Origin of the sequence: Paenibacillus sp. ICGEB2008 (genome assembly GCF_000307675.1) — a bacterium.
In the GTDB taxonomy this organism is placed as follows: domain Bacteria; phylum Bacillota; class Bacilli; order Paenibacillales; family Paenibacillaceae; genus Paenibacillus; species Paenibacillus polymyxa.
Window position 1 is genome coordinate 12,758 of sequence record NZ_AMQU01000024.1, and the last position, 25,365, is coordinate 38,122.

The 25,365-nt window shown below is 46.8% G+C and carries 21 protein-coding genes, 1 tRNA gene and 1 pseudogene; 13 read left to right on the top strand and 10 right to left on the bottom strand.

Translation table 11 applies throughout. The annotated features are described in order from the left end of the window. Positions 1 to 150 precede the first annotated feature (150 nt). Positions 151 to 627 (bottom strand): disulfide oxidoreductase, encoded by a 477-nt coding sequence (locus C400_RS0120710; RefSeq protein ID WP_017428073.1) that lies wholly within the window; start codon positions 625 to 627, stop codon positions 151 to 153. A gap of 230 nt (positions 628 to 857) precedes the next feature. Between C400_RS0120710 and C400_RS0120715 the strand changes: the two genes are divergently transcribed. After that, positions 858 to 1,484 (top strand): nitroreductase family protein, encoded by a 627-nt coding sequence (locus tag C400_RS0120715; RefSeq protein ID WP_013369121.1) that lies wholly within the window; start codon positions 858 to 860, stop codon positions 1,482 to 1,484. A gap of 104 nt (positions 1,485 to 1,588) precedes the next feature. Here C400_RS0120715 and mprF read toward each other — a convergent pair whose 3' ends face one another. Further along, positions 1,589 to 4,231, bottom strand: a complete 2,643-nt coding sequence (gene mprF, locus C400_RS0120720) for a bifunctional lysylphosphatidylglycerol flippase/synthetase MprF (RefSeq protein WP_017428074.1) — start codon at positions 4,229 to 4,231, stop codon at positions 1,589 to 1,591. A 213-nt stretch (positions 4,232 to 4,444) separates the two neighbouring features. Between mprF and C400_RS0120725 the strand changes: the two genes are divergently transcribed. From C400_RS0120725 to C400_RS0120740, 4 genes are all read left to right on the top strand, one after another. Further along, complete coding sequence (locus tag C400_RS0120725) at positions 4,445 to 5,206, top strand: AAA family ATPase (RefSeq protein WP_017428075.1); 762 nt, start codon at positions 4,445 to 4,447, stop codon at positions 5,204 to 5,206. 46 nt (positions 5,207 to 5,252) lie between these two features. Further along, the gene (locus C400_RS0120730) at positions 5,253 to 5,771 is read left to right on the top strand and encodes a GyrI-like domain-containing protein (RefSeq protein WP_017428076.1); all 519 of its coding nucleotides are present in this window, start codon (positions 5,253 to 5,255) and stop codon (positions 5,769 to 5,771) included. A 214-nt stretch (positions 5,772 to 5,985) separates the two neighbouring features. After that, complete coding sequence (locus C400_RS0120735) at positions 5,986 to 7,188, top strand: MFS transporter (RefSeq protein ID WP_017428077.1); 1,203 nt, start codon at positions 5,986 to 5,988, stop codon at positions 7,186 to 7,188. Between the two features lie 222 nt (positions 7,189 to 7,410). Then, positions 7,411 to 8,463 (top strand): lactonase family protein, encoded by a 1,053-nt coding sequence (locus C400_RS0120740; RefSeq protein ID WP_017428078.1) that lies wholly within the window; start codon positions 7,411 to 7,413, stop codon positions 8,461 to 8,463. A 126-nt stretch (positions 8,464 to 8,589) separates the two neighbouring features. Here C400_RS0120740 and C400_RS0120745 read toward each other — a convergent pair whose 3' ends face one another. Further along, complete coding sequence (locus C400_RS0120745) at positions 8,590 to 9,546, bottom strand: ArsR/SmtB family transcription factor (RefSeq protein ID WP_016819441.1); 957 nt, start codon at positions 9,544 to 9,546, stop codon at positions 8,590 to 8,592. Positions 9,547 to 9,820: 274 nt separating this feature from the next. Further along, positions 9,821 to 10,789 carry a hypothetical protein gene (locus C400_RS0120750; RefSeq protein WP_017428079.1) on the bottom strand — a complete coding sequence of 323 codons (969 nt, stop codon included), beginning with the start codon at positions 10,787 to 10,789 and terminating at the stop codon, positions 9,821 to 9,823. A gap of 204 nt (positions 10,790 to 10,993) precedes the next feature. Here C400_RS0120750 and C400_RS0120755 point away from each other — a divergent pair, with 204 nt between their 5' ends. The 3 genes from C400_RS0120755 (at position 10,994) to C400_RS0120765 (ending at position 13,806) form a co-directional block, all read left to right on the top strand. Then, complete coding sequence (locus C400_RS0120755) at positions 10,994 to 11,407, top strand: GNAT family N-acetyltransferase (RefSeq protein ID WP_232795402.1); 414 nt, start codon at positions 10,994 to 10,996, stop codon at positions 11,405 to 11,407. An 85-nt stretch (positions 11,408 to 11,492) separates the two neighbouring features. Further along, on the top strand, positions 11,493 to 12,125 hold the full coding sequence (locus C400_RS0120760; protein WP_016819444.1) for an NAD(P)-dependent oxidoreductase: 633 nt from the start codon (positions 11,493 to 11,495) through the stop codon (positions 12,123 to 12,125). 34 nt (positions 12,126 to 12,159) lie between these two features. Then, a complete protein-coding gene (locus tag C400_RS0120765) occupies positions 12,160 to 13,806 on the top strand; it encodes a bifunctional ADP-dependent NAD(P)H-hydrate dehydratase/NAD(P)H-hydrate epimerase (RefSeq protein ID WP_017428081.1) in 1,647 nt (548 codons plus the stop codon). On the opposite strand, the gene C400_RS0120770 is transcribed toward C400_RS0120765, so the two are convergent. Continuing rightward, positions 13,790 to 14,284 carry a hypothetical protein gene (locus C400_RS0120770; RefSeq protein ID WP_017428082.1) on the bottom strand — a complete coding sequence of 165 codons (495 nt, stop codon included), beginning with the start codon at positions 14,282 to 14,284 and terminating at the stop codon, positions 13,790 to 13,792. The two genes, C400_RS0120765 and C400_RS0120770, sit on opposite strands and share 17 nt — an antisense overlap. Positions 14,285 to 14,454: 170 nt before the next feature. Between C400_RS0120770 and C400_RS0120775 the strand changes: the two genes are divergently transcribed. Then, complete coding sequence (locus tag C400_RS0120775; protein WP_017428083.1) at positions 14,455 to 15,291, top strand: HAD hydrolase-like protein; 837 nt, start codon at positions 14,455 to 14,457, stop codon at positions 15,289 to 15,291. 228 nt (positions 15,292 to 15,519) lie between these two features. On the opposite strand, the gene C400_RS0120780 is transcribed toward C400_RS0120775, so the two are convergent. The 3 genes from C400_RS0120780 to C400_RS0120790 form a co-directional block, all read right to left on the bottom strand. Next, complete coding sequence (locus C400_RS0120780; protein WP_017428084.1) at positions 15,520 to 17,274, bottom strand: methyl-accepting chemotaxis protein; 1,755 nt, start codon at positions 17,272 to 17,274, stop codon at positions 15,520 to 15,522. A 170-nt stretch (positions 17,275 to 17,444) separates the two neighbouring features. After that, on the bottom strand, positions 17,445 to 18,476 hold the full coding sequence (locus C400_RS0120785) for a ribonucleotide-diphosphate reductase subunit beta (protein ID WP_016819449.1): 1,032 nt from the start codon (positions 18,474 to 18,476) through the stop codon (positions 17,445 to 17,447). Positions 18,477 to 18,496: 20 nt separating this feature from the next. After that, positions 18,497 to 20,830 (bottom strand): ribonucleoside-diphosphate reductase subunit alpha, encoded by a 2,334-nt coding sequence (locus C400_RS0120790; protein WP_026065484.1) that lies wholly within the window; start codon positions 20,828 to 20,830, stop codon positions 18,497 to 18,499. Positions 20,831 to 21,351: 521 nt separating this feature from the next. Between C400_RS0120790 and C400_RS0120795 the strand changes: the two genes are divergently transcribed. The 3 genes and pseudogenes from C400_RS0120795 to C400_RS0120805 all read left to right on the top strand — a co-directional run. Next, positions 21,352 to 21,699: an MTH1187 family thiamine-binding protein gene (locus C400_RS0120795; RefSeq protein WP_016819451.1), complete on the top strand. Its 348-nt coding sequence runs from the start codon at positions 21,352 to 21,354 to the stop codon at positions 21,697 to 21,699. A 73-nt stretch (positions 21,700 to 21,772) separates the two neighbouring features. After that, a tRNA-Thr gene (locus tag C400_RS0120800) sits at positions 21,773 to 21,844 on the top strand. A 66-nt stretch (positions 21,845 to 21,910) separates the two neighbouring features. Next, positions 21,911 to 22,531, top strand: a pseudogene (locus C400_RS0120805) (transcriptional regulator); the annotation flags it as partial. Between the two features lie 465 nt (positions 22,532 to 22,996). Here the strand turns inward: C400_RS0120805 and C400_RS0120810 are convergent. Together C400_RS0120810 and C400_RS0120815 are read right to left on the bottom strand one after the other, a co-directional pair. Next, positions 22,997 to 23,344 carry a winged helix-turn-helix transcriptional regulator gene (locus C400_RS0120810; RefSeq protein ID WP_017428087.1) on the bottom strand — a complete coding sequence of 116 codons (348 nt, stop codon included), beginning with the start codon at positions 23,342 to 23,344 and terminating at the stop codon, positions 22,997 to 22,999. Between the two features lie 160 nt (positions 23,345 to 23,504). Continuing rightward, a complete protein-coding gene (locus C400_RS0120815) occupies positions 23,505 to 24,251 on the bottom strand; it encodes an SDR family NAD(P)-dependent oxidoreductase (RefSeq protein ID WP_013369142.1) in 747 nt (248 codons plus the stop codon). 493 nt (positions 24,252 to 24,744) lie between these two features. Here C400_RS0120815 and C400_RS0120820 point away from each other — a divergent pair. Further along, on the top strand, positions 24,745 to 25,365 hold a 621-nt coding region (locus tag C400_RS0120820), incomplete at its 3' end, for an IS110 family transposase (RefSeq protein ID WP_017428088.1).

Below are 25,365 nucleotides of genomic sequence, written 5' to 3' on the forward strand. Positions count from 1 at the left end.
TATAAGGAATATAAGCGTTATTGGACAGACTGCAAACCTTTTACATTATAGCACATATGCAATGGATATATTTAGTTACAGTCTTTCCTCCGGCAAGCGGATTATACGCCTCTTGGTGGTAACCGGCCCTATAATCGGGTCTCTTTCATCTTATGCGAGTTCTGTTGCTTGTACCTCTCCCGTAGCTGATTTTTTCTCCTGACGTATGATATAACCCATCGCTACAATAATAAGGATAAAAGCAATGAGTGCGAGCAAAGGAATGGTGATGAAATCCAGCCAGTTCAGATAATCCTGTTCACAGGATACTCTACCGCAAGCCGTCGAAGTTTGCGTGGCTGCTTTGGCGGCTGCATGGATACGCTGAATGACAAAATGATAGGCCGAAATCGCACCTCCAATGATAGCTAACGGCATAACGTAAATCCGTATTTTTGTGTCACCTCGGAAATATGCGATTCCGAGTAGAAGGGTCAGGGGATACATCAGAATACGCTGAAACCAGCACAGTTTACAAGGTTCATATCCCAAGATCTCGCTGAGATACAGACTGCCCAATGTCGCCACACAAGCTACTACCCAGGCGGCAAATAAAGCAATATCCGTTTTTTTAAACGATCCGATCATAGTAACGCTCCTTTTTAAATTCAAATGAGAACAGTATGAACTCATCGTGTCTTGTCCCATCGGCAGGCATTTGCCGATATGCATGTCTTTATCCGTATTGTACTGTATTTTGAGTGCGGGGTCATACTTAAACATATTGACATCATTCACTATCATTTTTATAATTGCAGTAGTTTGGGAAGTTAATGAAGATTCAAGATATATATTAAGAAATTAGGAGTGTGCCCAGAATGTCGAGCAGCCGGAAAAATGAAACCTTATCTGTTATTAGTGAAAGACACGCGGTAAAAAGCTATGTAAAGGATTTTAAAATGCCAGAGGAAGATCTGGAAGCAATCTTGACTGCCGCGGTAGAAGCTCCTTCCGCATGGAACCTTCAACATTGGAAATTCCTCGTTATCGAAAGCGAAGCAGACAAACAAAAATTGTTGCCTATCGCCTACAACCAAGGTCAAGTAGCAGAGAGCTCTGTTACGATTGCCGTACTGGGTGATCTGGAAGCGAACCGTAATGCTGTCATTTATGATCAAGCGGTAGAAGCAGGAGCATTGCCAGCGGAAATCCGTGACGCATTGGTAGGACAAATCAATGGCGCGTACCAAAACCCGCAGGTAGCTCGCGATGCAGCGATTCTGAACTCTGCTCTTGCAGCACAAAACATTATGCTGGCTGCTAAATCTTTGGGCTACGATACTTGCGCAATGGGTGGATTTATTCCAGCACAATTGATCGAGCAATTCAATATTCCGGCACGTTACCTGCCAACCATGCTTATTAGTGTAGGTAAAGCACAAGTACCAGCACGTCCATCAGGACGTTTCCCACTGTCTGACGTTGTTGTAAAAGGCAGCTTCTAAGACGAATAGTGAATATAAAAGGGTGTTCCTGCAACCATTGTGGCGAGGAACACCCTTTTTTACGTCGTTTTGAACTGTCAAAATCCTTTTATTTCGTACCTCGTTTAGTCTGAGCGTTTGGACACGAGATACACCAGTTCCAGCGTCAGGATCGGTAGAAAAACAGAAGCTGGATAGGCTAGATAGCGCGGCTCCCACTGCGGCTTGAACTTATCCTTGAAGCGTCGGAGCCCCTGGAAGCCGTAAAAATGTCCCCCGTATTGAAAAACAAGTCGAGCCAGCTTTTCCTCGCGCAGTGCCTTTTCGCTTTGTCCTACCTGGGACAGCGGTGCCATGCCCAGATTAAATGTCGTATATCCACTCTCCTTGGCCCACTCAATGACCCGTGTGAATAAGTAATCCATCGTTCCATTGGGTGTGTCAGGCAGGTGACGCATCAGATCGATAGAGACCGTCTGCCCATGATCATAGGCAGGGGCCATCGTGGCGAAAGCAATAACCTTCCCTTCAGAGTCTTTCAGCAATGCAATTGGAGCCAACTGAAGGTAAGGTTCTTTGAACCAGCCGAGTGAATATCCCTTCTCCTTGCGCCCGTCCAGCCAAATATCCGAAATATGACGCATCTCCTCAATCAATGACGCCTCTAGAGGAGGCTGGATCATTTCGAATGAATAGCCTTCGCGGTCAAAGCGATTTTTGGCGCTTCGCAGCGCCTGATTGCTTTTGCCCGTTAGTGTAAAGGACTCCAGCGGCACGAGCGCTTCCTCGCCCAATTTAAAAAAGCGATAGCCGTTCTCGTGATAGATGGACAAATATTCCGGGGATGCTTGATAAAATACAGCCGTCAAAGCATAGCGATCCGCGAACCGTTGGAATTCCTGAATGGCTTCACTCACACGTTCTTTTGGACCGAGGGGGTCACCTAATACAATCAGTTTGTCCCGACTGCGAGCATAGGGGAGAACTACCTGTTCGTCCTTGGTCCAATACAGATATTTATCGCCGAGAAAAAGCATATGAGAAACGAGATTACCACCCTGTCGTTCCAAAAATTCTTTTAGCTTAACCAGTTCCTGTGCGTCGGGTAGATTGCTGATGCTACGTTGAGGACGAAGAAAGAAATACACCGTCAAGAATACCCATGCCAAAATCAAACTAAATACGGCTGTAACTCCGTAATCGCTGCGGTTCATAAAAAAGTCCAGGTGGACCTTGGCATGCAAATGACGCATAAATGGAGTATTGGAGCCTGCCCCGATTATAAAATAAGCACCCGTTACGAGTAGAGATAATCCGCCCCATATTAAAATGTTGTGCCGATTCAGCGGCGCACTGACCCGATAAAATCGTGAACGCGAAATCCACAGCATTAATGCCACGAACAGCAAAAATAAGGCTTCTTCAAAATCCAGACCTTTCGTGAAGGTGAAAATGGCTCCTGTCAGCAGCAGTATCAATGTTAGCCGCAATGCTCTGCGAATACGCAGAGAAATTCCGTGGGACAAAACGACAAGCATAATTCCGATGATAACCGAGATTTCATGCGATAAGCGCATAACGGGTAGAGTGAGCAAATGTTCAGCGAAACGGAGCCGATACAGTAGACCAGGCGTGGCGGCCGATAACAGAAGCACCACGCCGGAGATGAGTACCAGCTTCCCAAGCGCCCACACCCCCAGATCGGCTAAAAACCGAAATTGACCAGGCCAGCCCCATACCTTCTGCCAGGCATTCAGGGAGTAATCCCAGCCTGTCTCAGCGAGCTGGCTCAGGCGCTCGTTACGTGGGATCATTTCCAGCGCGGCTAATACCAGGCCGATGAGCCACGGAATGATGAAATAAAAGACGCGAAAGACCAGCAGCACAGCCAGCGCCCGGTCCGAGTTGGCTCCTGCCATTTGCAGCCCAAGCAGGGCGATAATATCGAATGCGCCGACGCCTCCGGGTGCAAGACTGATTAACCCTGCAATTGCGGCTATCACATAGATACCGAACACAGCATGGAGCGGCAGCTCATGGAGCAAGTGCGAGCCAATCCATGCAAAGGTAAGACCAGCCAGAAGCCATTCCAGTAGAGAGGCGCCAATGGAGGCAGAGATGGTGAACCAGGAGAGCTGTCCTTCTCCCTTGTTGAACCAGGTGGCATACTTTTTGGAGCGCTGCATGATCAGAAATAGAGGCAGGTATAGTGCCATACCCCACAGTGCCCAATGAAGCCATGGGTGAGCATCCAGCACAGGCTGCACTGGATACAGATGGACAATAGCACCCCAAGCCAGCAAAGATAGTCCGGTAATAACGACAGGCGAAAGAAATACGACCGCCGAGGTGATAACACCCAATGGCACACCGCTCTTTTTATACAGCACAGTGCGCAGTCCAGCTCCTGTAAAGCCGGCGAAGCCGAAGACATTATTGAAGGTATTGGAGATCCAGGCGTACCGGAATGTCGTTCCAGGCTTAACCTGAAGCTTATAATGATGCCTGATTACATAATCGTAAGCACTCATAGCTGCCACGGCTACCAGGGAGAATAAGCCAATTTCGATGAGAAATGCGGCATCCATTCGCCGCAGCTCATGAAGCATCCGTGCCAGATTAAAGTCTTTTAGCTCTCGTCCAGCCTCCCATATAATAAAAGCCAGTACAGCCAGCGGTAGCAAAATACGCGTTAATCGCTGCCTATAGATGGTCATGATGTACTGTACGATTTTAAAGGATTGGATCGGTTTGTGATTTGACTTCATAGATTCACCTGCTTGAAAAAGGATAAGATTGAGACTGATAATGCGCGAAAAATTTTCTGCCCAAATAAAAGGCTTCGTTATATTATACCTGTAATAATAGCTTGAATAACAACAGAAGGGTTACGAAATGGGAGTTCAGATTGATTGCTGTAAATAATTCCAATAAAATGATGGAATACCTAGTAAATTGCTTGGCATTGGAGCTGACTGGACATGAGTATATGGGATCGTAATCTTTTTATACGTCGATTGGAGCTATTATGGCCTCCAGATGCTGACAGGAGCCAATACCCTTTTAACTTAAAGGCTCTTCAACAGTGGAATGAACTCAAATTCCATCCTTCCGTTACCTATATTGTTGGAGAAAACGGCGTAGGTAAATCGACGCTTATGGAGGCAATCGCGGTCGCGTGGGGATTTAATCCGGAGGGTGGCACTAAAAATTTTAACTTTTCTACACAAGCCACGCATTCCGCGCTGCATGAGCATATCCGGCTGGTGAGAGGGATCGAAAAGCCGAGAGACGGCTTCTTTTTCCGGGCGGAGAGCTACTATAATGTGGCGACTCATATCGACGAGCTGGATCGAGAAGGAGGAGGGCGACCCATTCGAGATTCGTATGGGGGGAAGTCGCTACATGAGCAGTCGCATGGCGAGTCTTTTTTTGCTGCATTTGTGCATCGGTTTGGAGGACAAGGATTGTATATTTTGGATGAGCCAGAGGCAGCACTCTCGCCCTTACGCCAGATGGCCATGCTTGCACGGATTCATGAGCTTGTGCAGCAGGGATCGCAGTTTATCATTTCTACACATTCGCCCATCTTGATGTCTTATCCAGATTCGGTCCTGTATCATCTGACACATGAAGGGATTGACACACGGACGCTAGAGGAAACCGATCATTACATCATCACCAAACAATTTCTGAATAACAAGGAAAAGTTGTTGCAGGAGCTATTCGAAGATTCACCATAAGGATATAGGAAGTTTGGTAGTATCCATTTGATGAGGAGGAAACCGTATGAGTTCAAATCTCGATGTAGTTATTCAGCGGATATCGGCTTTCAAGGTAGCAGCGCTGACTGCGCAAGCCCCTTTTGCAGAATTGGGTGATAAGGTACGCAGACAGTGGCAACAAGTGCAACAGAACGTTCCAGAGAACCACTCAGGTCGTTTGGACGCAGATATAGGCTATGTGTTAACTCCCCAATGGACAGTTGTTGAAGAGAATGGAAGTACGGCAGTCAAGGTGGGTGTTAAAGTGTTCTCGTGGAATGAAGTGCCGGATAGTCTTGAACGCATTGAGGTGCCTGAAGGAGAGTATGCGGTGACCCGTTTTCAGGGAGATCGGGAACGATTAAATACGATCTATGATGACCTATTTGCTTGGTTGGATCGTAATGGCTATGAGCGTAATACGACAGAGGGGGTATATTGGATCGAGTCGAATCGGCTGAAGCCGGTGAACCCTTTTGATATTCCATCCGCAGAAATTCAGAAATTTGATTATGATATTGCGATCGCTATTGTACAAAAATAAAGGATGGTGAAACGTTATAAGAGGGACAACCTCATGATTTAGTGGTTGTCCCTTTTTGCTACCTTGTCAAAGGTAACATTCAGGGTTATCGGAAGTATTTTATGATTGTTATTTGCCTCCCGCTCTATTAATATAATGAAGAGTTTTGCTGAAACAGTTGCAAAATAAGAAATTCGTATACGAAATAAAGAACCTGAGGAGGACAAAACGCAACATGTCGGATTCACAACAGTTGAAAATGGGGCCGCTCGTCATTTTGATGATTAATATGTTTATTGCCATGCTGGGGATTGGACTCATTATTCCGATCCTCCCCAAGTTCATGGGTTCCTTGGGAGGCAGTGGTGAAACGGGAGGCTATCTGGTTGCCGTGTTTGGCTTGACCCAGTTTATGTTTTCGCCGTTAGCTGGGGAATGGTCCGATAAATACGGACGTAAAAAAATGATTATTATCGGTTTGGTCATCATGACGGTGTCTTCTGTATTGTTTGCGATTGGACACTCGTTGACGATGCTGTATATTTCCCGTTTGCTCGGGGGTGCAGGAGCGGCATTTATGATCCCTCCAATGATGGCTTATATTGCCGACATCACAACAGTCCATAACCGAGGCAGAGGAATGGGGCTGTTGGGGGCCGCTATGTCGCTTGGTTTTGTGATCGGTCCTGGTGTAGGCGGTTTGCTGGCAGATATCTCGCTTCGTACACCCTTATACGTTTCGGCGGCGGTATCCGGTTTAGCGGCACTGATTTCATTGATTTTACTGCCCGAAACCCTGTCGTTGGAGAAGCAGTTGAAGTTTCGAAATGTTAAGGTGAAACGGGACAATGTGATTAAACAGTTTGCGCTGTCTTTCCGCAAGCCGTACTTTATGTTGCTGATTATGATATTCACGTTAACTTTTGGCCTGACGCATTTTGAAACGATGTTTCCGTTCTTTGTAACAGGCAAGTTTCATTACAATGAACGTGATATTGCTATCATTATTACGGTAGGTGCATTGGTCGGGACCGTGATTCAAGCTGCGGTCATTAGTCCGATGTTGAACCGTTTTGGTGAAAAAGGTGTGATTATCGGTTCTTTTCTGTTTTCCGCGATTTCCCTTGTGCTTATGCTGCTCTCAGGGAACTTTTATTATGTACTCGGAGTATCACTTATCTTCTTTACCGCTACATCGTTGCTGCGACCAGCCATTAATACGGCCTTATCCAAAATGGCAGGAGATGAGCAGGGAGTTGCAGCCGGGATGAACAATGCTTATATGAGTATTGGTAATATTCTGGGACCTGCGCTTGCGGGTACATTGTTTGAGGTGCATATCAATTTGCCGTACATTTTTGGGGCGGTCATTCTCATGCTTAGTTTGGGGCTGGCTGTAAAATGGAAAAGTAGAGATACGCAATCCACAGCGGTTTAATGTTATTTTCTCTGTAAACATAGTCTCTTTTGGTGTGAACTGTGACGTTCTTATGAACCACAGATTGCAGCGAAAGAGGCTATTTTTTTGCATACATAGCCACTTGTTAATGAAACGGCAGAATCTTGGGTAATAATGCATGATAAGTTTATAACCAGATAAAAAGTAGAACTTAAAAGTCGGATAACTTGTGAGTAATACGCTAAAAGGAGCTGAGATCGGATGGAAGAGCGGAATGAGCAGTTGTTTTATATAGGAACTTATGCGTCTCGTGAAGAAAGAGGAATTTATATAGGCTCTTTGCATACGGACAATGGTGATTTGCGTATGGTTGGAGGTGTGGAAGGAATCGAGAGACCTTCTTTTCTGGCACTGCATCCGAATGGGGCGAAGTTGTATGCTGCCAGTGAAACAGACCAAGGCGAACTGTACACATATCAGGTGAACACCCAGACGGGGGAATTGCATCCTTTGGATCGAAAAGGAACGGAGGGAGCACATACTTGCTATGTATCCGTAACAACAGATGGACGATATGTGCTGGCTTCTAACTATTCTGGGGGCAATGCCGTTGTATTCCCTGCAACAGTTGCTGGAGGGTTGGGAGACATGTCGGGGCAGGTTCAGCATACGGGGTCAGGGATTCGCCAGGACCGCCAGGATGCGCCACATCCACACTCGATTATTCCTGATCCTTCAGGACAGTATGCTATGGTATGTGATCTGGGGCTGGATCAGATTATAGGTTATCGTTTGACAGAGGATGGGAAATTGGTAACCCACCGTGAGACAGATTTGCCACCTGGTTCCGGCCCACGTCATCTGGTTTTTCATCCCTCGGGTCGATATGCCTTTGTCGCCAATGAATTGAATAATACCGTCGCTGTGTTTGGTTATAACGAACGTAATGGTAAGCTTACCTTGCTGCAAAGTCTGTCCACACTGCCAGAAGGCATTATCGATGTAGAAAATACAGCAGCGGATATTCGGATTACACCCTGTGGACGTTTTCTGTATGTATCCAATCGAGGACATGACAGCATCGTACTCTACCATGTCGATGTAGACAATGGTAAGCTGAAGACGATTGAATGGGTCGAGAGTTTCGGCAGTACGCCGCGTAACTTCAACATCTTGTCTGGTTATTTGCTAGTGGCGAATCAGGAGGGAAACAACATTGTATCCTTTACTATCCATGAGGATGATGGACGGCTGACCCGAACGGGATATGTATTGGAGGTTCCTTCACCGGTATGTATTGAACCTGTACGTTAATTACACAGCGCATGGCAAAAAAGGGTCGAAGGACCAGTAAAAGAGGATAAAGTAAAACACGGCGCTTTGTCTCCCAAGAAAGGCATGGGCAAAACGCCGTGTTCAGGTTTTGAAGGAGTCTAATGATTACTTGCTGCTCTCGCCAGCTTCTACCGTTGCTGTTTTGGTATGGTTTTCCGCAGGTTTGTAGTACAAACGGAACAGGATATCCTGGTTATAGTTACCGAATCCGGTACCGAACAGGGTTACCCCTCCAATATGCTGGGCATCATCCAAAATAGCGATACGGAATTTCCATTGCTTCTGGTCAATCAGCACGTCGCTTAGAGTCACATCGGATATCTGCTTGCCATCCATAAAGGTGCCTTCAGACGTAACGCGAAGTCTCTTAAGTAGGCCATACTGATTGATAAAATCAGGCCACCATGAAGGTGTATATTTACCACGATTATCCCCAAAATCCCCTGGACTGGTCCAAGTGCCTAAATTCACATCATTTAGGAAAAACGTGATGTCTGAAGGCCAATTATCATTGGTAAATGGGGCTTCTGATGATAATTCCATTGAAATTTCCAGTTCCTCAGCTTTTTGACTGGACAATAGGAAATTCGGCACTTTATAATCCATATACCCTTGGCTAAACCACAGAATTTTGGAATTGAAGCGCTCAGGGTCCAAGAACGAACGAGGCTCATCAAATTCTCCGATAATCTTTTCGACGGTGGCTAGACCGCAGGTGGACTGAATCTCAAAATCTGTAAAGTGTCCGACGGAAATCTCCGTCTGATGAAATTGCCGTACATCCTGCTGATAGCGTGGCATGGCGATTTCAATTTTGTCCGTAGCCAATGAGCATACTTTCTGAACCCCGCCTCGTCCGGGCAGCATTTTAGTCGAAATAATGGATGCTCTTTCCAGTTTCTTGACATGCATTGTCATAATCGCACTACTGAGTCCCAGCGCTTCCGCTAGCTCACGTATATTCATCGGTTTCTCCGCAAGCAGAACAATCATATTCAGCCGAACCTCACTGGCCAGCGCTTCATAAACGGGAAGTGATTTTTCAGAAATGTCCAGTTGCATAATTCCTCCAATTCTAACGCACATCATAAATTGATGGTAGTTTAACATATATGGATTTTTTTCAATATTCATACATATAAAACGATATGATTTACATTTATATAAACAATATACCCTTTCCTTGATCGCTGGCACAAGCCTAACCCGGCAAAAAGCCAAAAATTGTTCAAAAAACAGGACACCCCATGAACTCTTTCTTTGTGTGTTGGGATGTCCTGTGATGGTATGTGATTTGCGGGATGTATACGGGATCTATTTCAGGCGCACCTGGTTTTTAGGACCGCATATGTTCATCAGCCACAGAAGAATCAGCGGTTGTATCTTTGTCAGTTGTGTGTAATTCCTGGTGCTGCGAACCATCGGACTTCATCAAGCCGGGATGACCCACATAAGGACGATCACTTCGCGAGCGGCCTCGGGTAAGTCGGAAGCCAATCAAGAACAGCACAAGCTGTACAGTCAGTATGTAGGGAGATGCTTCTGGCCCGAGCCACTGAAACAGGGCGACAACGGCGATGACCATGCACAACAGACTTGTTGGGAAATGGGATGTCGTCACGTCCAGATCATTTTGTCTACGCAGGGTCATCAGCCGATAGACATACAGCAAGGCGATTAAGCCAGAAACGAACCTTATCCATGCATACCCTATAAGCCATGAGGCAGATTGTGTGGTGTCGGGTAGACTAACATCGACATGACTGTAGGTTATCAGTTCTATAACCAATCTTGAGATTAACCAGACCATTCCCGCCAGCGCCAGCGGACCGGCCGCTGGGCGCAATAGTTTCCATAATGCTGTTCCCCAGCCTGGAGCATGGGATTCCAGTAGAACAAGTCGTCGTTCCTCGATCAGTTTGTTCATTTCACGCTCCAGTGATTTGAGAAGCAATTCCCGGCGGAATGGATCACATTCCCGAAGGGATGCTTGAACCTGCTCTTGAAGGTGAGGGGTCAAATAGGGGGCGGCCTTAGCCTCCTGAAGAGCATGGATTAGTCCATTCTGGTGCTGCTGCTTTTCACTGTTGTTGATCGCGTTCTGGGTAGCCGTTTGGAGATAACCAGCTAACCGGCCATAGATACGCAGTGATTCCTGTAATTCTTCGAGCCGCTGCTGACGCGAATTGCGAAGCTGGGCTGCACTGTGAACATACAGCCATACCAGTAAGGACAACGCCAGCAGGAAGGCGATCAGACCGGGTGAGATATATGCGGCTAATGCCGCGAAGTCCGTCGGGGACACCCGCAATCCCTCCTTCCATTGTTCTTTCTACACTATTGCACAGACCACACAGGCATTTCAAGGGCTTGTATATCTCTAAACCAAGAACTATGAAGTATTTTTTGGTAAAATAGACAAGATTACAGCAGGAAGGAAGATTCGGCATGAATAAAAAAAATTGAATTTGCAACAGAACATCATGAGATATCGAATCAACCGTACGAGCTGCTTCGCGTAGATTACGCCATTCCAGCCGTCGAGGAATATCGGGCTTTACGCAAGGAGGCTGGTTTATTGCAAATTACGGAAGAAGCGGCAGCTAAGGGCCTGCCGAACAGCCTATTTGCTGTAACGCTACGTCTTGGACAGGAATTGATCGGGATGGGCCGGGTGAGCGGTGATGGCGGTGTGTTTTTTCTGGTTACGGATATTGCAGTCAAGCCTTCCCATCAGGGGAAGGGCTATGGGCGTAAGCTTATGGAAGAGATTATGGAGTATTTGAGACGGGAGGTTCCGGCGGGCAGCTTTGCAACGCTGATTGCGGATAAGCCAGCCGACCGGTTATATGCGCAGTTCGGCTTCCAACTGGTCAGTCCGGGGTCAGAAGGGATGTACTGGCGCCAGCCGGGGGGACTGTAAGCTGAAATCCTGTACGAGTTTGAGCTGGTTATAAAACGGATAATTAACAGTAAGAAAATTATAGATAGGAAGAAGGCAACTTAATATGAAAGTAATTATTTTTGGAGCAACAGGAACAATTGGCAAAGCGTTAGTAAAGGAAGCGATCAAGCGTAAGTATGAGGTGACGGCGGCAGTGCGCGATCCGCAACGAGTGACGGAGCAAAGTGAATATTTGACGGTGGTTCAGGCGGATATTCTAAACCCGAATTCCGTTACAGAGGTAGCCAAAGGGCACGATGCTATCATTAGCGCCTATGGTCCCAAGTTTGGAGCTGAGGAGGAACTGCTCGAAGCAACTCGTTCTTTACTGGAAGGAACACGGCGTTCCGGCGCGGAGCGCATACTTGTCGTTGGCGGAGCGGGCAGTCTGAAAACAGAATCCGGTGAGCGTCTCATGGATACCGCTGAGTTTCCGGAGGAAGTGAAGCCGCTGGCGGCTGCGCACGCTGATGCCCTGGAGCTGTACCGTGCTGCGGATGTAGACTGGACCTATTGCAGTCCTGCCGGAATTATTGAACCAGGTAAACGTACAGGACAGTTCCGTATTGGCTTGGATCATTTGGTGGTTGATGAATTAGGTCATAGTCGCATCTCTGTCGAGGATTATGCGGTAGCCCTGATTGATGAGTTAGTAGAAGGGGAATTTGTCAATTCCCGCTTTACAGTCGGATATTAATCAACAGGGATGGCTATATGGGAGGCGAAAAAGCATGTATATGGTGACCGCCGAACAAATGCGGCAACTGGATCGGTACACGATTGACAAGCTGGGAATCCCGGCCCTGATCTTGATGGAAAATGCCGGGCGAGCAGTAGCTGACGAGGTACTGAAGCTTTGTGCGGAGAGACGTGGAACAAGCGATGGCATAAATGAGGTCACACACACAGGACCGGGGGATGTACCAGGACATGGCGGTGTTATACGGACGGATTCATCGAGCGGTGGGCAATATGACGTACGTGAACGAGCACACTGGTATATCCTCGTAGGTAAAGGCAACAACGGCGGTGACGGACTGGTGGCAGCCCGCCATCTGACCGATGCAGGTCTGCGCGTCACCGTTGTGTATGCCGAACCGCCTGCAACGCTGCGCGGTGAAGCGGCTGCCCAGCGCGATATCATCGCGGCGCTGGATATCCCGGTTATCCTCTATGGTCGGGATAACCTCGACCTGCGCGGTGCCTCTGGCATCGTCGATGCCCTGCTGGGCACAGGCACGCAAGGTCCACCGCGTGAACCCTATGCCTCGCTAATCCGCGAGGCTAATGCCAGCGGCGCGCCGATCGTGTCGGTAGACGTGCCTAGCGGACTCGACGCCGACACAGGTGCGCTGCACGAGCCGTGCATTCATGCGCGTGTCACCGTATGCCTTGCCTACTTGAAGTGTGGGCTCGCCCAATATCCGGGCGCCGGAAACGCTGGGGATGTGGTGGTACGCTACATCGGTATCCCGCCCGGCCTTGCCCGTGAGCGTGGCGTGCAGCTGCGGCTCCTGACCAGCGATACGCTGCGTGACGCGCTGGACGTGGACGTCAGCCGCAGCCGTGTGCCGGACGGGCACAAGGGCACCTACGGCCACGTTCTGGTCGCAGGCGGGAGCCTGCGCATGAGCGGTGCGGGCCTGCTGGCCGCACGTGCCGCCTTGCGCATTGGCAGCGGGCTTGTGACGTGGGCGGTGCCAGAAGCGCTGTTGCCACGCGTCATTGGCGCCGCACCAGAGCTGATGCTCGCTGCCGCAGCAACAGGCAGCGACGGCGAATGGAACGCCGACTCCGCAGATGAGCTGCTACAGCTCGCGCAGGCGCGCGATGTGCTGGCCGTCGGGCCTGGCCTCGGCCGCTTCGCAGGGGACACTGGCTGGCTGCGCCGCCTGTGGGAGGAATACAGCGGTCCGCTCGTGCTTGATGCGGACGCCTTGAACATCCTCGCCTCGGCGGGGCCTGAGCTGGATGCCTGGAAGTCGAGAGATGCGGCAATCGTGTTAACGCCGCATCCCGGTGAAATGGCACGTCTGCTGGGCATATCGACAGGAGAGGTGCAGCGTGACCGTATCACCCATGCCCGGGAGTACGCCCGGACACATGGAGTCACGCTGGTGCTCAAGGGAGCACGCACGGTCATTGCGTGTCCCGACGGAGCGACCTACGTCAATACAACAGGCCACGCCGGGATGGCGACAGGCGGTGCGGGCGATGTGCTGACAGGCATCATCGCAGGGTTGTTGGCCCAAGGCTTGAACGCTTCACAGGCAGCAGCCTTTGGCGTGTATCTGCATGGTGCGGCTGGAGAAACGGCCGCGCGCCATCGCCAGCATCCCGCCTCAGTGGTAGCTGGCGACATCATTGAAGCCCTATAATCCATAGCAGCAGTGGCAGGAGGAAGGCCAGCATGATCTGTACTCCGTATTCACGGTTCAGCCAGTGCCTTCCGCCATAATAGAGCAGTGTAATCCCTGCACCTGCCATGCCGTTGCTCCACGAGATGCCCGTTCCAGCAGGCGACATCAAAGATCCTAGCAGAAGAAAGACACTGAACCCTACGGCAAGATATAGTGTGAACTGCTCAGGCTTGCGAAGCCAGGGCAAAAGATCACGTAGTGCATCAGCGGCAAGAGCCGCTGGAAGGGCAAAGCCATAGGCCCATAACTGCGCGGTCAGTTCACCGCTATTGCCTGCTATACTCACAGGTAATCCCGTTATTTCCTTTGTCAGATAGCAGTAGACCCATAACAGACCAAAAACCAATCCTCCACAGGCAAGCTTATTCAGCGCATAACAACCAAGCTCCATTCGCCAAGGCATTTTAGAATTAAATTCATTCCAAGGCTGTCTCATATTGCGACTCCCTCCTCATTTCAATCGGTAAATTAAAACCATTCAAGGAATTTATTCTCAATTACAATCCGCTTACCGTTTGCGACATTTAAGTTTACGTTAGCTGTGTATCATGTTCCTAAGCAAAATAAAGATTGCGGATAGCCGCGGTACGGAAAGGCGGGGATTGCATGATACAGGCGGTTATTTTTAATCTGGAAAGTACATTGTTAGACCCCGGAGGTCGGGGCTTAATCCAGGGAATGTGCGACATCTTTAGATGGAAGGGTATACAGGTAACTGAAGAGCAGGTATCTCATGGACGAGGACTGCCCATCCGGGATCATATTGCGAATGTGCTCGGACTTTCAGAGGTTCGTAGAAAATGGTTGGAGTGCTTTGGTGCGCATCCTGGTAGAGTGGATATTGAGCATATTTATCTTGAGCTTGTCCCTGTTCTTCGCTCTTTGATCCAAGGGGCTGAAACTGCTGTCGGTATAGATAGGGCGTTGCAGGAGCTTCAAGATCGCCGCATTCAGTCAGGCGCTACTGCATCCTGCCCGATGGAAATGCTGAGTCATGTATTCACGCCTGCACAGTCACCCTATACGCTGGATTGTATGGTAGCCCCATGTGAAGTTTCGCAGGGGAGGCCTTATCCGTGGATGATCTATGAAATTGCACATCGCCTGCAGGTATTCCCGCTTAGCGATATTGTGAAGGTAGGAGACACAGCAGCCGATATGCAAGAAGGACGGAATGCCGGCGTTTGGACGATTGGTGTGTTGAACCATAACGAGAGTGCTTTGGCCGCGAACCACACTACAAGCTGTGAAGTGGACGATAGGGTAGCCGAGGAACGACGCAGACAAAGTATATATGGTTTGAAAAGGGCAGGGGCCCACATCGTGATGAACTCGGTCGCTGACTTGCCGCGTATTTTGCGTGAAATTGAAATGCTCCAGCATACGGGAGGCTATCCTTCTTATATTAAGCCAATGAAAACAGTTGCGATTCCCCCATCGTGAGAATAACGGCTATAACTCTTAAGTGCTTAAATTGACCTTCTAGGTTATATATGTATGCATCTACCTGGATAAAGGTGTACTCAGCTCGGCTTTCTAACCTCAAAAGGAGCATTCGCTAAGTTAGCGAATGCTCCTTTTGAGTGTACTCCTTTTCGTCTGTAAAATGACCCGTAAGATGGACACTTTCAATTAAGTGTCCATCTTACGGGTCACAGTTCACCGAAATCATTACTGGTCGGAATTCTTCACCCGGAACTGATCAGCATGACGCTGTAGATTGTTGGAGAGTGTGGTCAGATTACGGGCTACTTCGGATAGTTCTTTTACCGCTAGGGCCTGCTTCTGTGCGCTTGCGGATACATCTTCTGTCATTCCGGCAGTTTGCTGCGCCGCGCTGGCTGTGTGCTTCAGATGTTGATCTACGCTGTGACGTACCTCCTGCATTTCTGTCGTCAATTGGGCCAGATGTGCAGCCAGTTCCTCAACTTCCTCTGATACCTGGGTGACTTTATCAACAGACTGTAGACATAATGCAATTTGTTTTTCTTGTTCATTGACAGTGTTTATATTTTCATCAAATTGATCGCCCATTTGCTCAATTTGCTCGACAAAACTACTTAAGATTTCGTCAATTTCACGAATAGATATGGCAGATTGTTGGGCAAGTTGTCCCATTTCATGAGCTACGACAGAAAAACCTTTACCAGCTTCCCCTGCACGCGAAGCTTCAATCGAGGCATTAAAGGATAAAATCTGTGTCTGCTTTACGATGCCCTGTACCTGCTGTCCAATGTTAGCTGCTTCGCGGGACTTTTCAGTTAGCGCGTGTGACATACGCTGCATTTGCTTGATTCGCAGAGCGCTTTCTCGTCCCTTCTCCAATAGCAGTTCATGTTCACTGGCTACCTGATTACGGACTTCATTGAGATGGCGCGCCGTATCCGTAAATTGGTGCACATGGCTTCCGACTTCATCCAGCGTTTGTCCTAAGCGGTCAGATTGCTGAACCGACTCTATCGTTTGATCTGCTTGGTTTGTAGATACATCCGCAATTTGTTGGAGTGTGCGGGACAGTTCCTCGGTTTGGTGAAGGGTTCCTTCTGATGTCACGACGATATTCTCGGATGCTTGCTGAAGTGTACTCGAACTGCTTTGAATGTCCACAATCATATTGGACATGGCTTCTACCATCCGGTTCGTCAAGTCGCTGATTTCACCTAGCTGATCATACGTAACTTGCTGCGATGTAGCCGTAAGATTGCCATCAGCTACTTGCTCCAGTGTATCTTTAATAAACCGCACTTGACGTAGTATTCGACGTGTTACCAGCATCATTGCCGCAATGGAAATGATCAGAATGATGGAGACCACAGGGATAACTAGCCGATAGGCCTCAGGCAAGGTTTTCTCGTATACTTCAGTTACAGAGGCTAGAGATCTGTCGATTCCCAGATAGCCTATGATGGTTCCATCTGTATCCTTAATGGGTGTAAAGGAAGAAAACATCGTTCCCCAATCAGGGTCCGTTGTGATATCTGTAGTTACCGTCTCCCCTTGTTTCAATCTATTTGCCGTTTCTTTACGGGTAAAACTTACAGGACTTCCGAAAGGACTGTAGTCTTTGTCGTCCCAAGCAGCTCCGTCCACTGTAAGCTTCCACTCATCGCCAACACGATTGTACATATACATATACAGGACTCCGCTTTGCAGCCTGAGCGTATTTAACTCGTTCCGAAGTTTTTTATACTCACTGCTCTGCTCGGATGGATTCGTGTTTAAGCTTTTGACGGCTGATTTGTCCAGTAGCTTGGCCGTATTCACCGCCAACGCTTCATTGTTTAGCTGCATGGTTGATAGAGAAGCATTCTGAATAGATAGTTTGGTCGTCCACAGAATCATGACGCCAATCACAACTAAAGGAATGAGCAAGATGAAGTAGAGTTTGGATTGTAATCCCATTCTTTTTTTAACTTTGCTTTTCATAATATGCTCCTTACTATATTATTTCACCTTCCTATATATCGTGTTTAACTAGGAAAATATGAATAGTAATTCATATGTTTCATGAATTTTTTGCATATTTACGCAAGTTTCATCCCATAGAAAAAAGCCTTAGCTCAGCAATAACCGAGTTAAGGCTTGTAGTTTATGATTTACAAATCGTCAAATCCGTTGTCATCTCCGACCTTGCCATAATTGCGTGATTTTGCTTCAAAAAAGTCCGTTTTTGTTGCATTCAGCGCTTCATCGGAAAATGGCTTGATCCAAGGCATACAGTTTACATCTACACCTTCGTATGCTTTGTCCATACCCAGAAGTCTCAGGCGCATGTTTGCCATGTATTTGATATAATCGCTCAGCTCGTTCAAGTCAATGCCGCGAACCTCTTTGAGCGTGTAATGCGCCCAATTCGTTTCCAGTTCCACAGCGCGGTTGATCATACGATAGACATAGTCCGTATTTTCCTTGGTATTCAACTCAGGGAAATCAGCCAAAAGCTGCTTGAACACTTCGGCAAAGAAGTAGCAATGCTGATTTTCGTCGCGCTGAATATACGAGATCATCTGGCTGGTGGCCATCATTTTTTGGTCACGGGCCAAATTGTAAAAGAAAGCAAATGTACTGTAAAAGAATATGCCTTCCAGAATCAAATCCGCTACCATGGCTTGGAAAAAGGTTTGCGGGTTCTGCTCATCGCGGAACTCTTGATAAATGTCCGAGATGAATGTGTTACGCTCCAGCAGGACAGGATCATTTTTCCAGTATTCAAAAATTTCCTTCTGCTCCTGCTCTGATACCAGGGAAGACAGCACGTAAGAGTAGGACTGGTTATGCACGACTTCCTGTTGTCCGATAATGGCCGAAATAGCTTCCAGCGAGGAATCGGTAAAATATCGTTTTACATCTCCGACAAACATGGTTTGCATGGAATCCAGCACAGCTAGCAGGCCAATATTAATTTTGAATGTGCGTTGCTCTTCGGCATCCAGCATAGGGAATTGGGACGCGTCCTTGGACATCGGAATTTCATCTGGAATCCAGTGGTTCAGCAGCAGTACTTTATATAGTTTGTACATATGCGGCATCCGAATATCGTTCCAGTTCAGGATACCGGAGTTTTCGCCTTCAATAATACGGGTAGAGCGGTTAGGCGCTTCCGTGTTAAAAATCTTTTGTAACTGCATGAGAGCCTCTCTCCTTTAGTTTAGGATGCGCAGCTTTCGCATTCTTCAATCGTCAGTGCGCGGCTGCGTACATAATAGGTCGACTTCATACCCGATTTCCAGGCATGAATATGCAGCGCTAAAAATTCGGTAGCTTTAATATCTGGGCGTACATATAGATTAAAGCTTTGACCTTGGTCAATATGACGCTGACGTGCAGAAGCCATGTTGATTGAAGCGTGTTGATCCAGCAAGAAAGCTGTTTTGTAGTACCAGATGGTTTTTTCATTCAAATCTGGTGCAGGGTTAGCGATCTTGTAGGTTGTTTTCTCTTCATAGGAAAGCAACTCATACAGTGGATCAATACTAGCGGTAGAGCCTGCGATAATGGACGTAGAACCGTTAGGCGCAATGGCGAACAGCCATGCGTTACGGACACCGTTTTGTTGGACTTGTTCCGCAAGCTCGCTCCACTCGGACGTAGTGACGAATTTGCCTTCACGTGTACCGTCTGTATAGCCACGGGAAGTGAAATAATGCCCGGTCGACCAGTCAGAACCCTCGAATTTGGCATAACGGCCTTTTTCTTTCGCCAGCTCCATGCTGGATTTTACGGCCAGGTAGTTAATTTTTTCATACAAATGATCATTATAGGTTACCGCTTCATCGGACTCCCAGCGGATGCCCTCAAGTGCGAGCAGATGATGCAGCCCAAATGTACCCAAGCCGACAGCACGATATTGGCTGTTTGTGTATTGTGCTTGCAGCACCTCAATGTTGTTGATATCAATAACATTATCCAGCATACGTACCTGAATCGGTACGAGACGATCCAGCACACCTGCCGGAACCGCACGAGCCAGATGGATGGAGTTCAGGTTGCACACAACAAAGTCGCCAGGAATTTTGGAAATAACAATGCGTGTTTGTCCATCCTTGGTGACCAGTTCTTCTTTTTCCACTACCGTTGCAGATTGATTTTGCATAATTTCCGTGCACAGGTTGGAGGAATATACCATACCATGGGCGCGGTTTGGATTAGCACGGTTTACCGTATCGCGGTAGAACATGTACGGCGTACCTGTTTCCAGCTGTGATTTCATCAAACGCTTCATGATGTCAATGGCAGGCACCGTAATACGAGAGAGGATCGGATGCTGTGACGCCTCCTCATACTTCTCACGGAAGGAGCCTGAACCGAAGGCTTCATCATAAAAATCCTCCAGTCCCAGTGGACGACCCTTGTCATCCTTCCAGCCCATCACCTTCTTCACTTCATGCGGACAGAACAGATTCCATTCGCCCCGTGCTTCGACCCGCTCCATGAACAAATCGGGCAGACATACGCCGTGGAACACGTCATGTGCACGCATCCGCTCGTCACCGTTGTTCAGCTTCAGGTCCAGGAACGCCAGAATGTCTTTGTGGAATACGTCCAAGTAAACGGCGATTGCACCTTTGCGTGTACCCAACTGGTCTACGCTAACAGCTGTATTGTTTAGCTGGCGAATCCAAGGGATAACGCCAGAGCTTGTATTTTTATGTCCACGGATATCGGAGCCGCGCGCCCGTACTTTACCGAGGTATACGCCGATACCGCCACCCATTTTGCTAAGACGGGCTACATCGGTATTGGAATCGAAAATACCTTCCAATGAATCGTCTACGGTGTCGATAAAGCAGCTGGAGAGCTGTCCGGCCACCTTTTTTCCGGCATTAGACATGGTTGGTGTAGCTGCGGTCATGTACATGTTGCTCATCGCCCAGTATGCTTCCTTGACCAGCTCCATACGCTTGTCGGCAGGCTCTTGATGCATCAGGTACATTGCAATAATCATGTAGCGTTCCTGTGGAAGCTCCATTACGCGTCCGTCAAAATCATTGGCCAAATAGCGCTCAGACAGCGTCAACAGTCCAATATAGTCGAACAGCAGGTCATTCTGCGGCATTATGGAATCGCCGAGCTCATCAATCTGCTCCTTGGTGTAGCAGTCAAGCAGTTCCTGACGGTAGATTCCTTTTTGAACTAAATCAGTGATCAGTGGATAAAAAGCGCCGTAAGGCTCGTCTGCATAGGATTTGTAACGGCGGTGAGTAGCCGCTTTTTTATATAGGGAAGTGAGCAAAGCACGCGCAGCGGCAAATTTCCAGTCCGGTTCTTCCTTGCTAACCAGTTCTAGAGCAGCCATTGCAAATGCGTTGCTAATCTCATCTCCAGTGACTTCGTCCCGGCGGAGCTTACTAGTTACACCGCGAATGAGTCGATCTTTATCCAGCTTGTCCAGCCCGCTGAGTACACGGTCAGCATATACGGATATACGTATTTCATCAAAGGCCAACTGGCGATTGTTTGGTTTGGTTACGAGTTGTGGCATAGGATTAATTCCTCGCTTTCTTGATTTGGAATTCATACTTAGGGAATAGGCATGAAAATGATCTGAGAAAAGAAACTGGTGAAAAAAGCGATGGTCAGACAGCATTTTGGGGCTGTATGTAATCCAATAACATAGAAATAGCGATGCGCCTGCCAATGAAGGAAAAAAGATGGTTTCCGTAGGAATCATCGGCTACATCACTATATTTAGAGGTGTTATGAATATTTAACCCAACATATTGTGTATATAAACTTAAAATTTCAAATAAGTGCAAGGAGTATTATAGCAACATTCGAAGCCATACGTAAAGGAAAAGGAATGGAAAATCAAAATATGCAGAGAAGTCGCGGGCTGTATTTGAATTGAGACGGAGTGAACGGTACAATAAATGATAAAGATGTTTCCTACTAAAATAAGCCGTATACATATGGAACTTTTTTGAAGAACAAGGTTGCTTTATCGACTGAGTTTTTAGAATTTTAAAAAAGATGATTTTTTCAATTTAAAGGAGGAACTTGGTGATGGCCATTGCAGAAGTGACAGTAATCCCGATTGGAACGGGGAGTACGAGCCTGAGCGACTACGTTGCTCAAATGCAAAAAGTGTTGAAGACGCAAAAGGGAATTACCTATGAACTTACCTCTATGAGTACGATTATTGAAGGTTCGTTGGACGATGTGTTCACCGCTATTGCTGCGCTACACGAAGCGCCATTCCTAGCAGGAGCCAAACGCGTTTCCACTTCGGTCAAAATCGATGATCGCCGTGACAAGCCTTCCTCCAGTCGCCAAAAGCTGCGATCCGTCGCAGATAAGCTATCCGGAACCACGGCAGGGAATGTTACAGAATTAAATCCAAATCTTAGTTGATAAAGTTGATGTAAGTGATTGATTTTTATGTAACTAAGAGTATAATAGTTTTTGTTGTCAGTCACACTGACCTGCTGGTGTAGCTCAGGGGTAGAGCAACGCACTCGTAATGCGTAGGCCGGGGGTTCAATTCCCTTCACCAGCATCTTATAAAACTCAAGCACAGCGCGGCTTCCAAGCTTTTTGGAGGCTGCGCTTTTTTGTGATTTTGGACAATCAACAAGCTCTACAATATACATACGCCTATGCGGACTTGGATTGGGTTAGAGAGACTGATGATGATACCATCTATTGGGTAGAAATGTATCAAGATTGGGCACGATGCAATATTTATGTAAATAAGCTCTTGTCTGGAGATGTCAGCGTGCTCTCAGATTATGTCGAATACATAGCCGAAACAGCAGATACCATGGAAGGTGAGAAACTTTCAAAGCTGTTAAACGTTATGATAGCTGCTAATCAATATAATTTGGATGTTGATGATGTACTTTCAAGGTTTAAAAAAGACATTGATGCCTTTACTCAACTCCCGACATCTACTGATATGTACAGCCAACAAGTAGTACCCGACTACATTGCATGGTTTGGTTACGAACTGGCCTACTATTATTTAAACAGAGAAAGGTACAGTGATGGTTTTAAACAATTGTTATTTGCAATGGTAAAGTCACATATAATAAATAATGAGACTTACTTTATAAATTGTATTGGCTTGTTTATGCGTTTCCAAGTCTATGCGACTCCTGAAATCAAAACAGAGTTCTCCAATCTAATTGAAAAGGTGTGGGTAGGTAATGTTGAGAAAAATAGGACTGTTAATTTTTGCGAGTAGCTTTTTAGTTGAAAAATTGCTTACAGACGGACATTTAAGGCGGAACTGATATGAATCCACTTTTTAAATGTTCACAGAAATAAAGTTTTGATAACTACAATAAAAGAAACAACGGTAGGCTAGGACGAGAAAATATGCCCTAGACTGTCGCTGCTTCATCTGTTTCATTGAACTAACGTTTCCCGTTAGCGTAATGGGTTCATTGTCATTAGCCTCAACCGCTTACCTGTTTGCTCAGACTCCTGGCAACAGCTGGGGCATGATGCTTTTGCCATAATCCAAGACGTACTTATTAATCTCTGAGACAAGTTTTGTGTTCTTAGTTTTGTAGTGCACCTTGTTAATTACGAAGTAACCTGTACTAGAATATTGCTCATCACTCGAAAACATCAACGTAAAACGATAAAACAAAAAAGCCGCTAAAATAGCGACTTCAAATGGGACTATGCTCTTGTCCCCCGACAGTTAATCCAGATACAAAATCTCAATCTCGCCTGGAGCGAAGGATTGCTCTGCGTAATCCCCCCCCCAATCACAAAGCGATCTCAAAATGGGTTCAAGTGATTGACCCAGTTCCGTCGTTGAATATTCCACCTTAGGCGGTACCTGATTGTACATCTTTCTGCGAATTAATCCGTCTGTTTCCAGTTCCCGAAGAGTTTGAATCAGCATCTTTTGCGATATATTATGAACGAGTCGCTTAAGCTCTCCCGTCCGTTTAGGTCCTTTTATTAAATAGTACAGAACAAGCCCCTTCCACTTTCCTCCGATAACCTCTAGTGTAACTTCCAGTTCACAGAAAAATGTTTTCATATCAATGCACCATCTCCCGATCTAAGAATATCCCCTTCATGTATCGTTTGATCCTTCAAGGATCACTGAAGGAAAAATTGAACGTTACATGGAGGGGATAATACAATCGCATTTAAGTTGATTTAAAAGTCTTTGTCGTTTAAAAATTATTATGTCCTGGTTAAACTTGAGCTACTCCGCCATCTACGAATAATTCAACGCCGTTCATATAGCTGCTTTCATTAGAGGCTAGGAACATGACAGCATTGGAGATCTCTTCAACCTGCCCCACTCTGCCGAGCGGAATATCATTTTTTGCCTGTTCCAGTAAATGATCTAGTTCAGAGCCAAATAACTCATCGTACGCCGGCGTTACGATTGTTCCCGGACTAAGGATGTTTATACGAATTTCGGTCCCTCTCATATCAAGAATCCAGCTGCGGACGAGCTGTCTGATCGCTGCCTTGGATGCACCATAGATACTAAACGCTGGCATCCCCGTCGAGCCAGCAGTGGATCCCGTTAGAATAATCGAACCTCTTTTATTTGGAAACAAAGCTAATGCCTTTTGTACTGTAAAGATGGTTCCTTTCACGTTGACATCGAAAGTCTTGTAGTATTGTGCTTCTGTAATTTCTCCTAATGGAAGAAATGACCCTAGTCCGGCATTTGCAAAGAGAATGTCCAAGTGTCCCTTTTCTCGCTTAACTGTTTCGAATAATATATCTAGATCTTCCGATTTAGATATGTCACCTCGGACACCTGTAACATTCTTTCCGATCTGCTTTACTGCTTCATCCAGTTCACGTTGTCTGCGTCCCGTGATAAAAACGTAAGCCCCTTCTTTTACGAACTGTTGTGCCGACGCGAGACCGATGCCGCTTGTACCTCCGGTTACAACTGCTACCTTCCCGTCAAATTTCCCCATTCTATTACACTCCTTTTATAATGATTTATATGGTATAGAATGCTCTGTCTGCTTCATGAACCTCCTATGAACGATAGTATGGGGGAAAAGTTACAAGAAAAACAGTACCCACTTTTTTTGTGATATAGTCACCAAAAAGTGATAATTGAGGCGGCACAAGCGTTTGTTTTTACAGCCTAACAGATGGAAGTGAGCTCCATTAATTACTCACCACATGATACCACGTATTTGAACTATCCTGCCCGTTCGTATTATGAGATCAACCAGTTCTTTCTGGTTGATCCTTTTTTCATTTGCATAGAGGATTAAGGTAGCCTGGTCGAACGTACCTGCCCGTGGGACTTGATCCCGAGCGCTATAGTGTTCGCCCTACTTGTCATGACCATGATTGAGGCTGGTTGGGACGTAAGATCCCGTATAACAAGCGATGCTATGGAGCGACAAGAAGAACCTTAGGGATGCCGGAGAATCTAAACTTACAGGGAGAGATGAAATGAATCCAGTTGTCGGTCTAGATATTTCAAAAGAAGAAAGTCATGGACAAGCCTTTTTAGCGCGCGGAAAGCCCTTCAGAGGGACATTCCACTTCGAGCATACTCGTGATGGCCTAGCAAATTTACATCAAGTTTTGAAGGATGTTGAGACTGCATCCAAACTACGTCCTCTGCTTATTCTAGAAGCAACCGGCCATTACCAAAGTCCCGTTGTTCAGTTCCTAGAAGAACATCACTACATTTACATTATCATTAATCCGCTCATCTCAAATCGGCTTAGAAAGACTCAACTTCGTAAAGTAAAGACGGATGCTGCGGACGCTTACCTATTGGGAGAGTTGTACTACAAGGAAGAGTTTGAACCTTTTAAAAAAAGAGGTGTGCAACTTCTCAATCTGTGCTATCTTACAAGACAGTATGAGTCCCTTTCAAAGATGTGTGTACAGACGAAGCTGCAATTCCAAGCCGTTTTAGATCAGGTTTTCCCAGCTTACAAAGGCGTCTTTGGAGCTATGTATTCCCGTATTTCACTACGGTTTTTAAGTAAATTTCCAACCTCATATTCAGTTTTGCAGACGGATGAAATTACACTCAAAGCTAAGATGAAAGAACTACTTTCT

Coding starts and splice junctions, on each gene's coding strand:
- C400_RS0120795 (WP_016819451.1), top strand. CDS start 21,352: ATGGCCATTGCAGAAGTGACAGTAATCCCGATTGGAACGGGGAGTACG.
- C400_RS0120770 (WP_017428082.1), bottom strand. CDS start 14,284: ATGAGACAGCCTTGGAATGAATTTAATTCTAAAATGCCTTGGCGAATG.
- C400_RS0120790 (WP_026065484.1), bottom strand. CDS start 20,830: ATGCCACAACTCGTAACCAAACCAAACAATCGCCAGTTGGCCTTTGAT.
- C400_RS0120785 (WP_016819449.1), bottom strand. CDS start 18,476: ATGCAGTTACAAAAGATTTTTAACACGGAAGCGCCTAACCGCTCTACC.
- C400_RS0120780 (WP_017428084.1), bottom strand. CDS start 17,274: ATGAAAAGCAAAGTTAAAAAAAGAATGGGATTACAATCCAAACTCTAC.
- mprF (WP_017428074.1), bottom strand. CDS start 4,231: ATGAAGTCAAATCACAAACCGATCCAATCCTTTAAAATCGTACAGTAC.
- C400_RS0120810 (WP_017428087.1), bottom strand. CDS start 23,344: ATGAAAACATTTTTCTGTGAACTGGAAGTTACACTAGAGGTTATCGGA.
- C400_RS0120765 (WP_017428081.1), top strand. CDS start 12,160: ATGTATATGGTGACCGCCGAACAAATGCGGCAACTGGATCGGTACACG.
- C400_RS0120740 (WP_017428078.1), top strand. CDS start 7,411: ATGGAAGAGCGGAATGAGCAGTTGTTTTATATAGGAACTTATGCGTCT.
- C400_RS0120715 (WP_013369121.1), top strand. CDS start 858: ATGTCGAGCAGCCGGAAAAATGAAACCTTATCTGTTATTAGTGAAAGA.
- C400_RS0120730 (WP_017428076.1), top strand. CDS start 5,253: ATGAGTTCAAATCTCGATGTAGTTATTCAGCGGATATCGGCTTTCAAG.
- C400_RS0120775 (WP_017428083.1), top strand. CDS start 14,455: ATGATACAGGCGGTTATTTTTAATCTGGAAAGTACATTGTTAGACCCC.
- C400_RS0120710 (WP_017428073.1), bottom strand. CDS start 627: ATGATCGGATCGTTTAAAAAAACGGATATTGCTTTATTTGCCGCCTGG.
- C400_RS0120815 (WP_013369142.1), bottom strand. CDS start 24,251: ATGGGGAAATTTGACGGGAAGGTAGCAGTTGTAACCGGAGGTACAAGC.
- C400_RS0120760 (WP_016819444.1), top strand. CDS start 11,493: ATGAAAGTAATTATTTTTGGAGCAACAGGAACAATTGGCAAAGCGTTA.
- C400_RS0120735 (WP_017428077.1), top strand. CDS start 5,986: ATGTCGGATTCACAACAGTTGAAAATGGGGCCGCTCGTCATTTTGATG.
- C400_RS0120725 (WP_017428075.1), top strand. CDS start 4,445: ATGAGTATATGGGATCGTAATCTTTTTATACGTCGATTGGAGCTATTA.
- C400_RS0120745 (WP_016819441.1), bottom strand. CDS start 9,546: ATGCAACTGGACATTTCTGAAAAATCACTTCCCGTTTATGAAGCGCTG.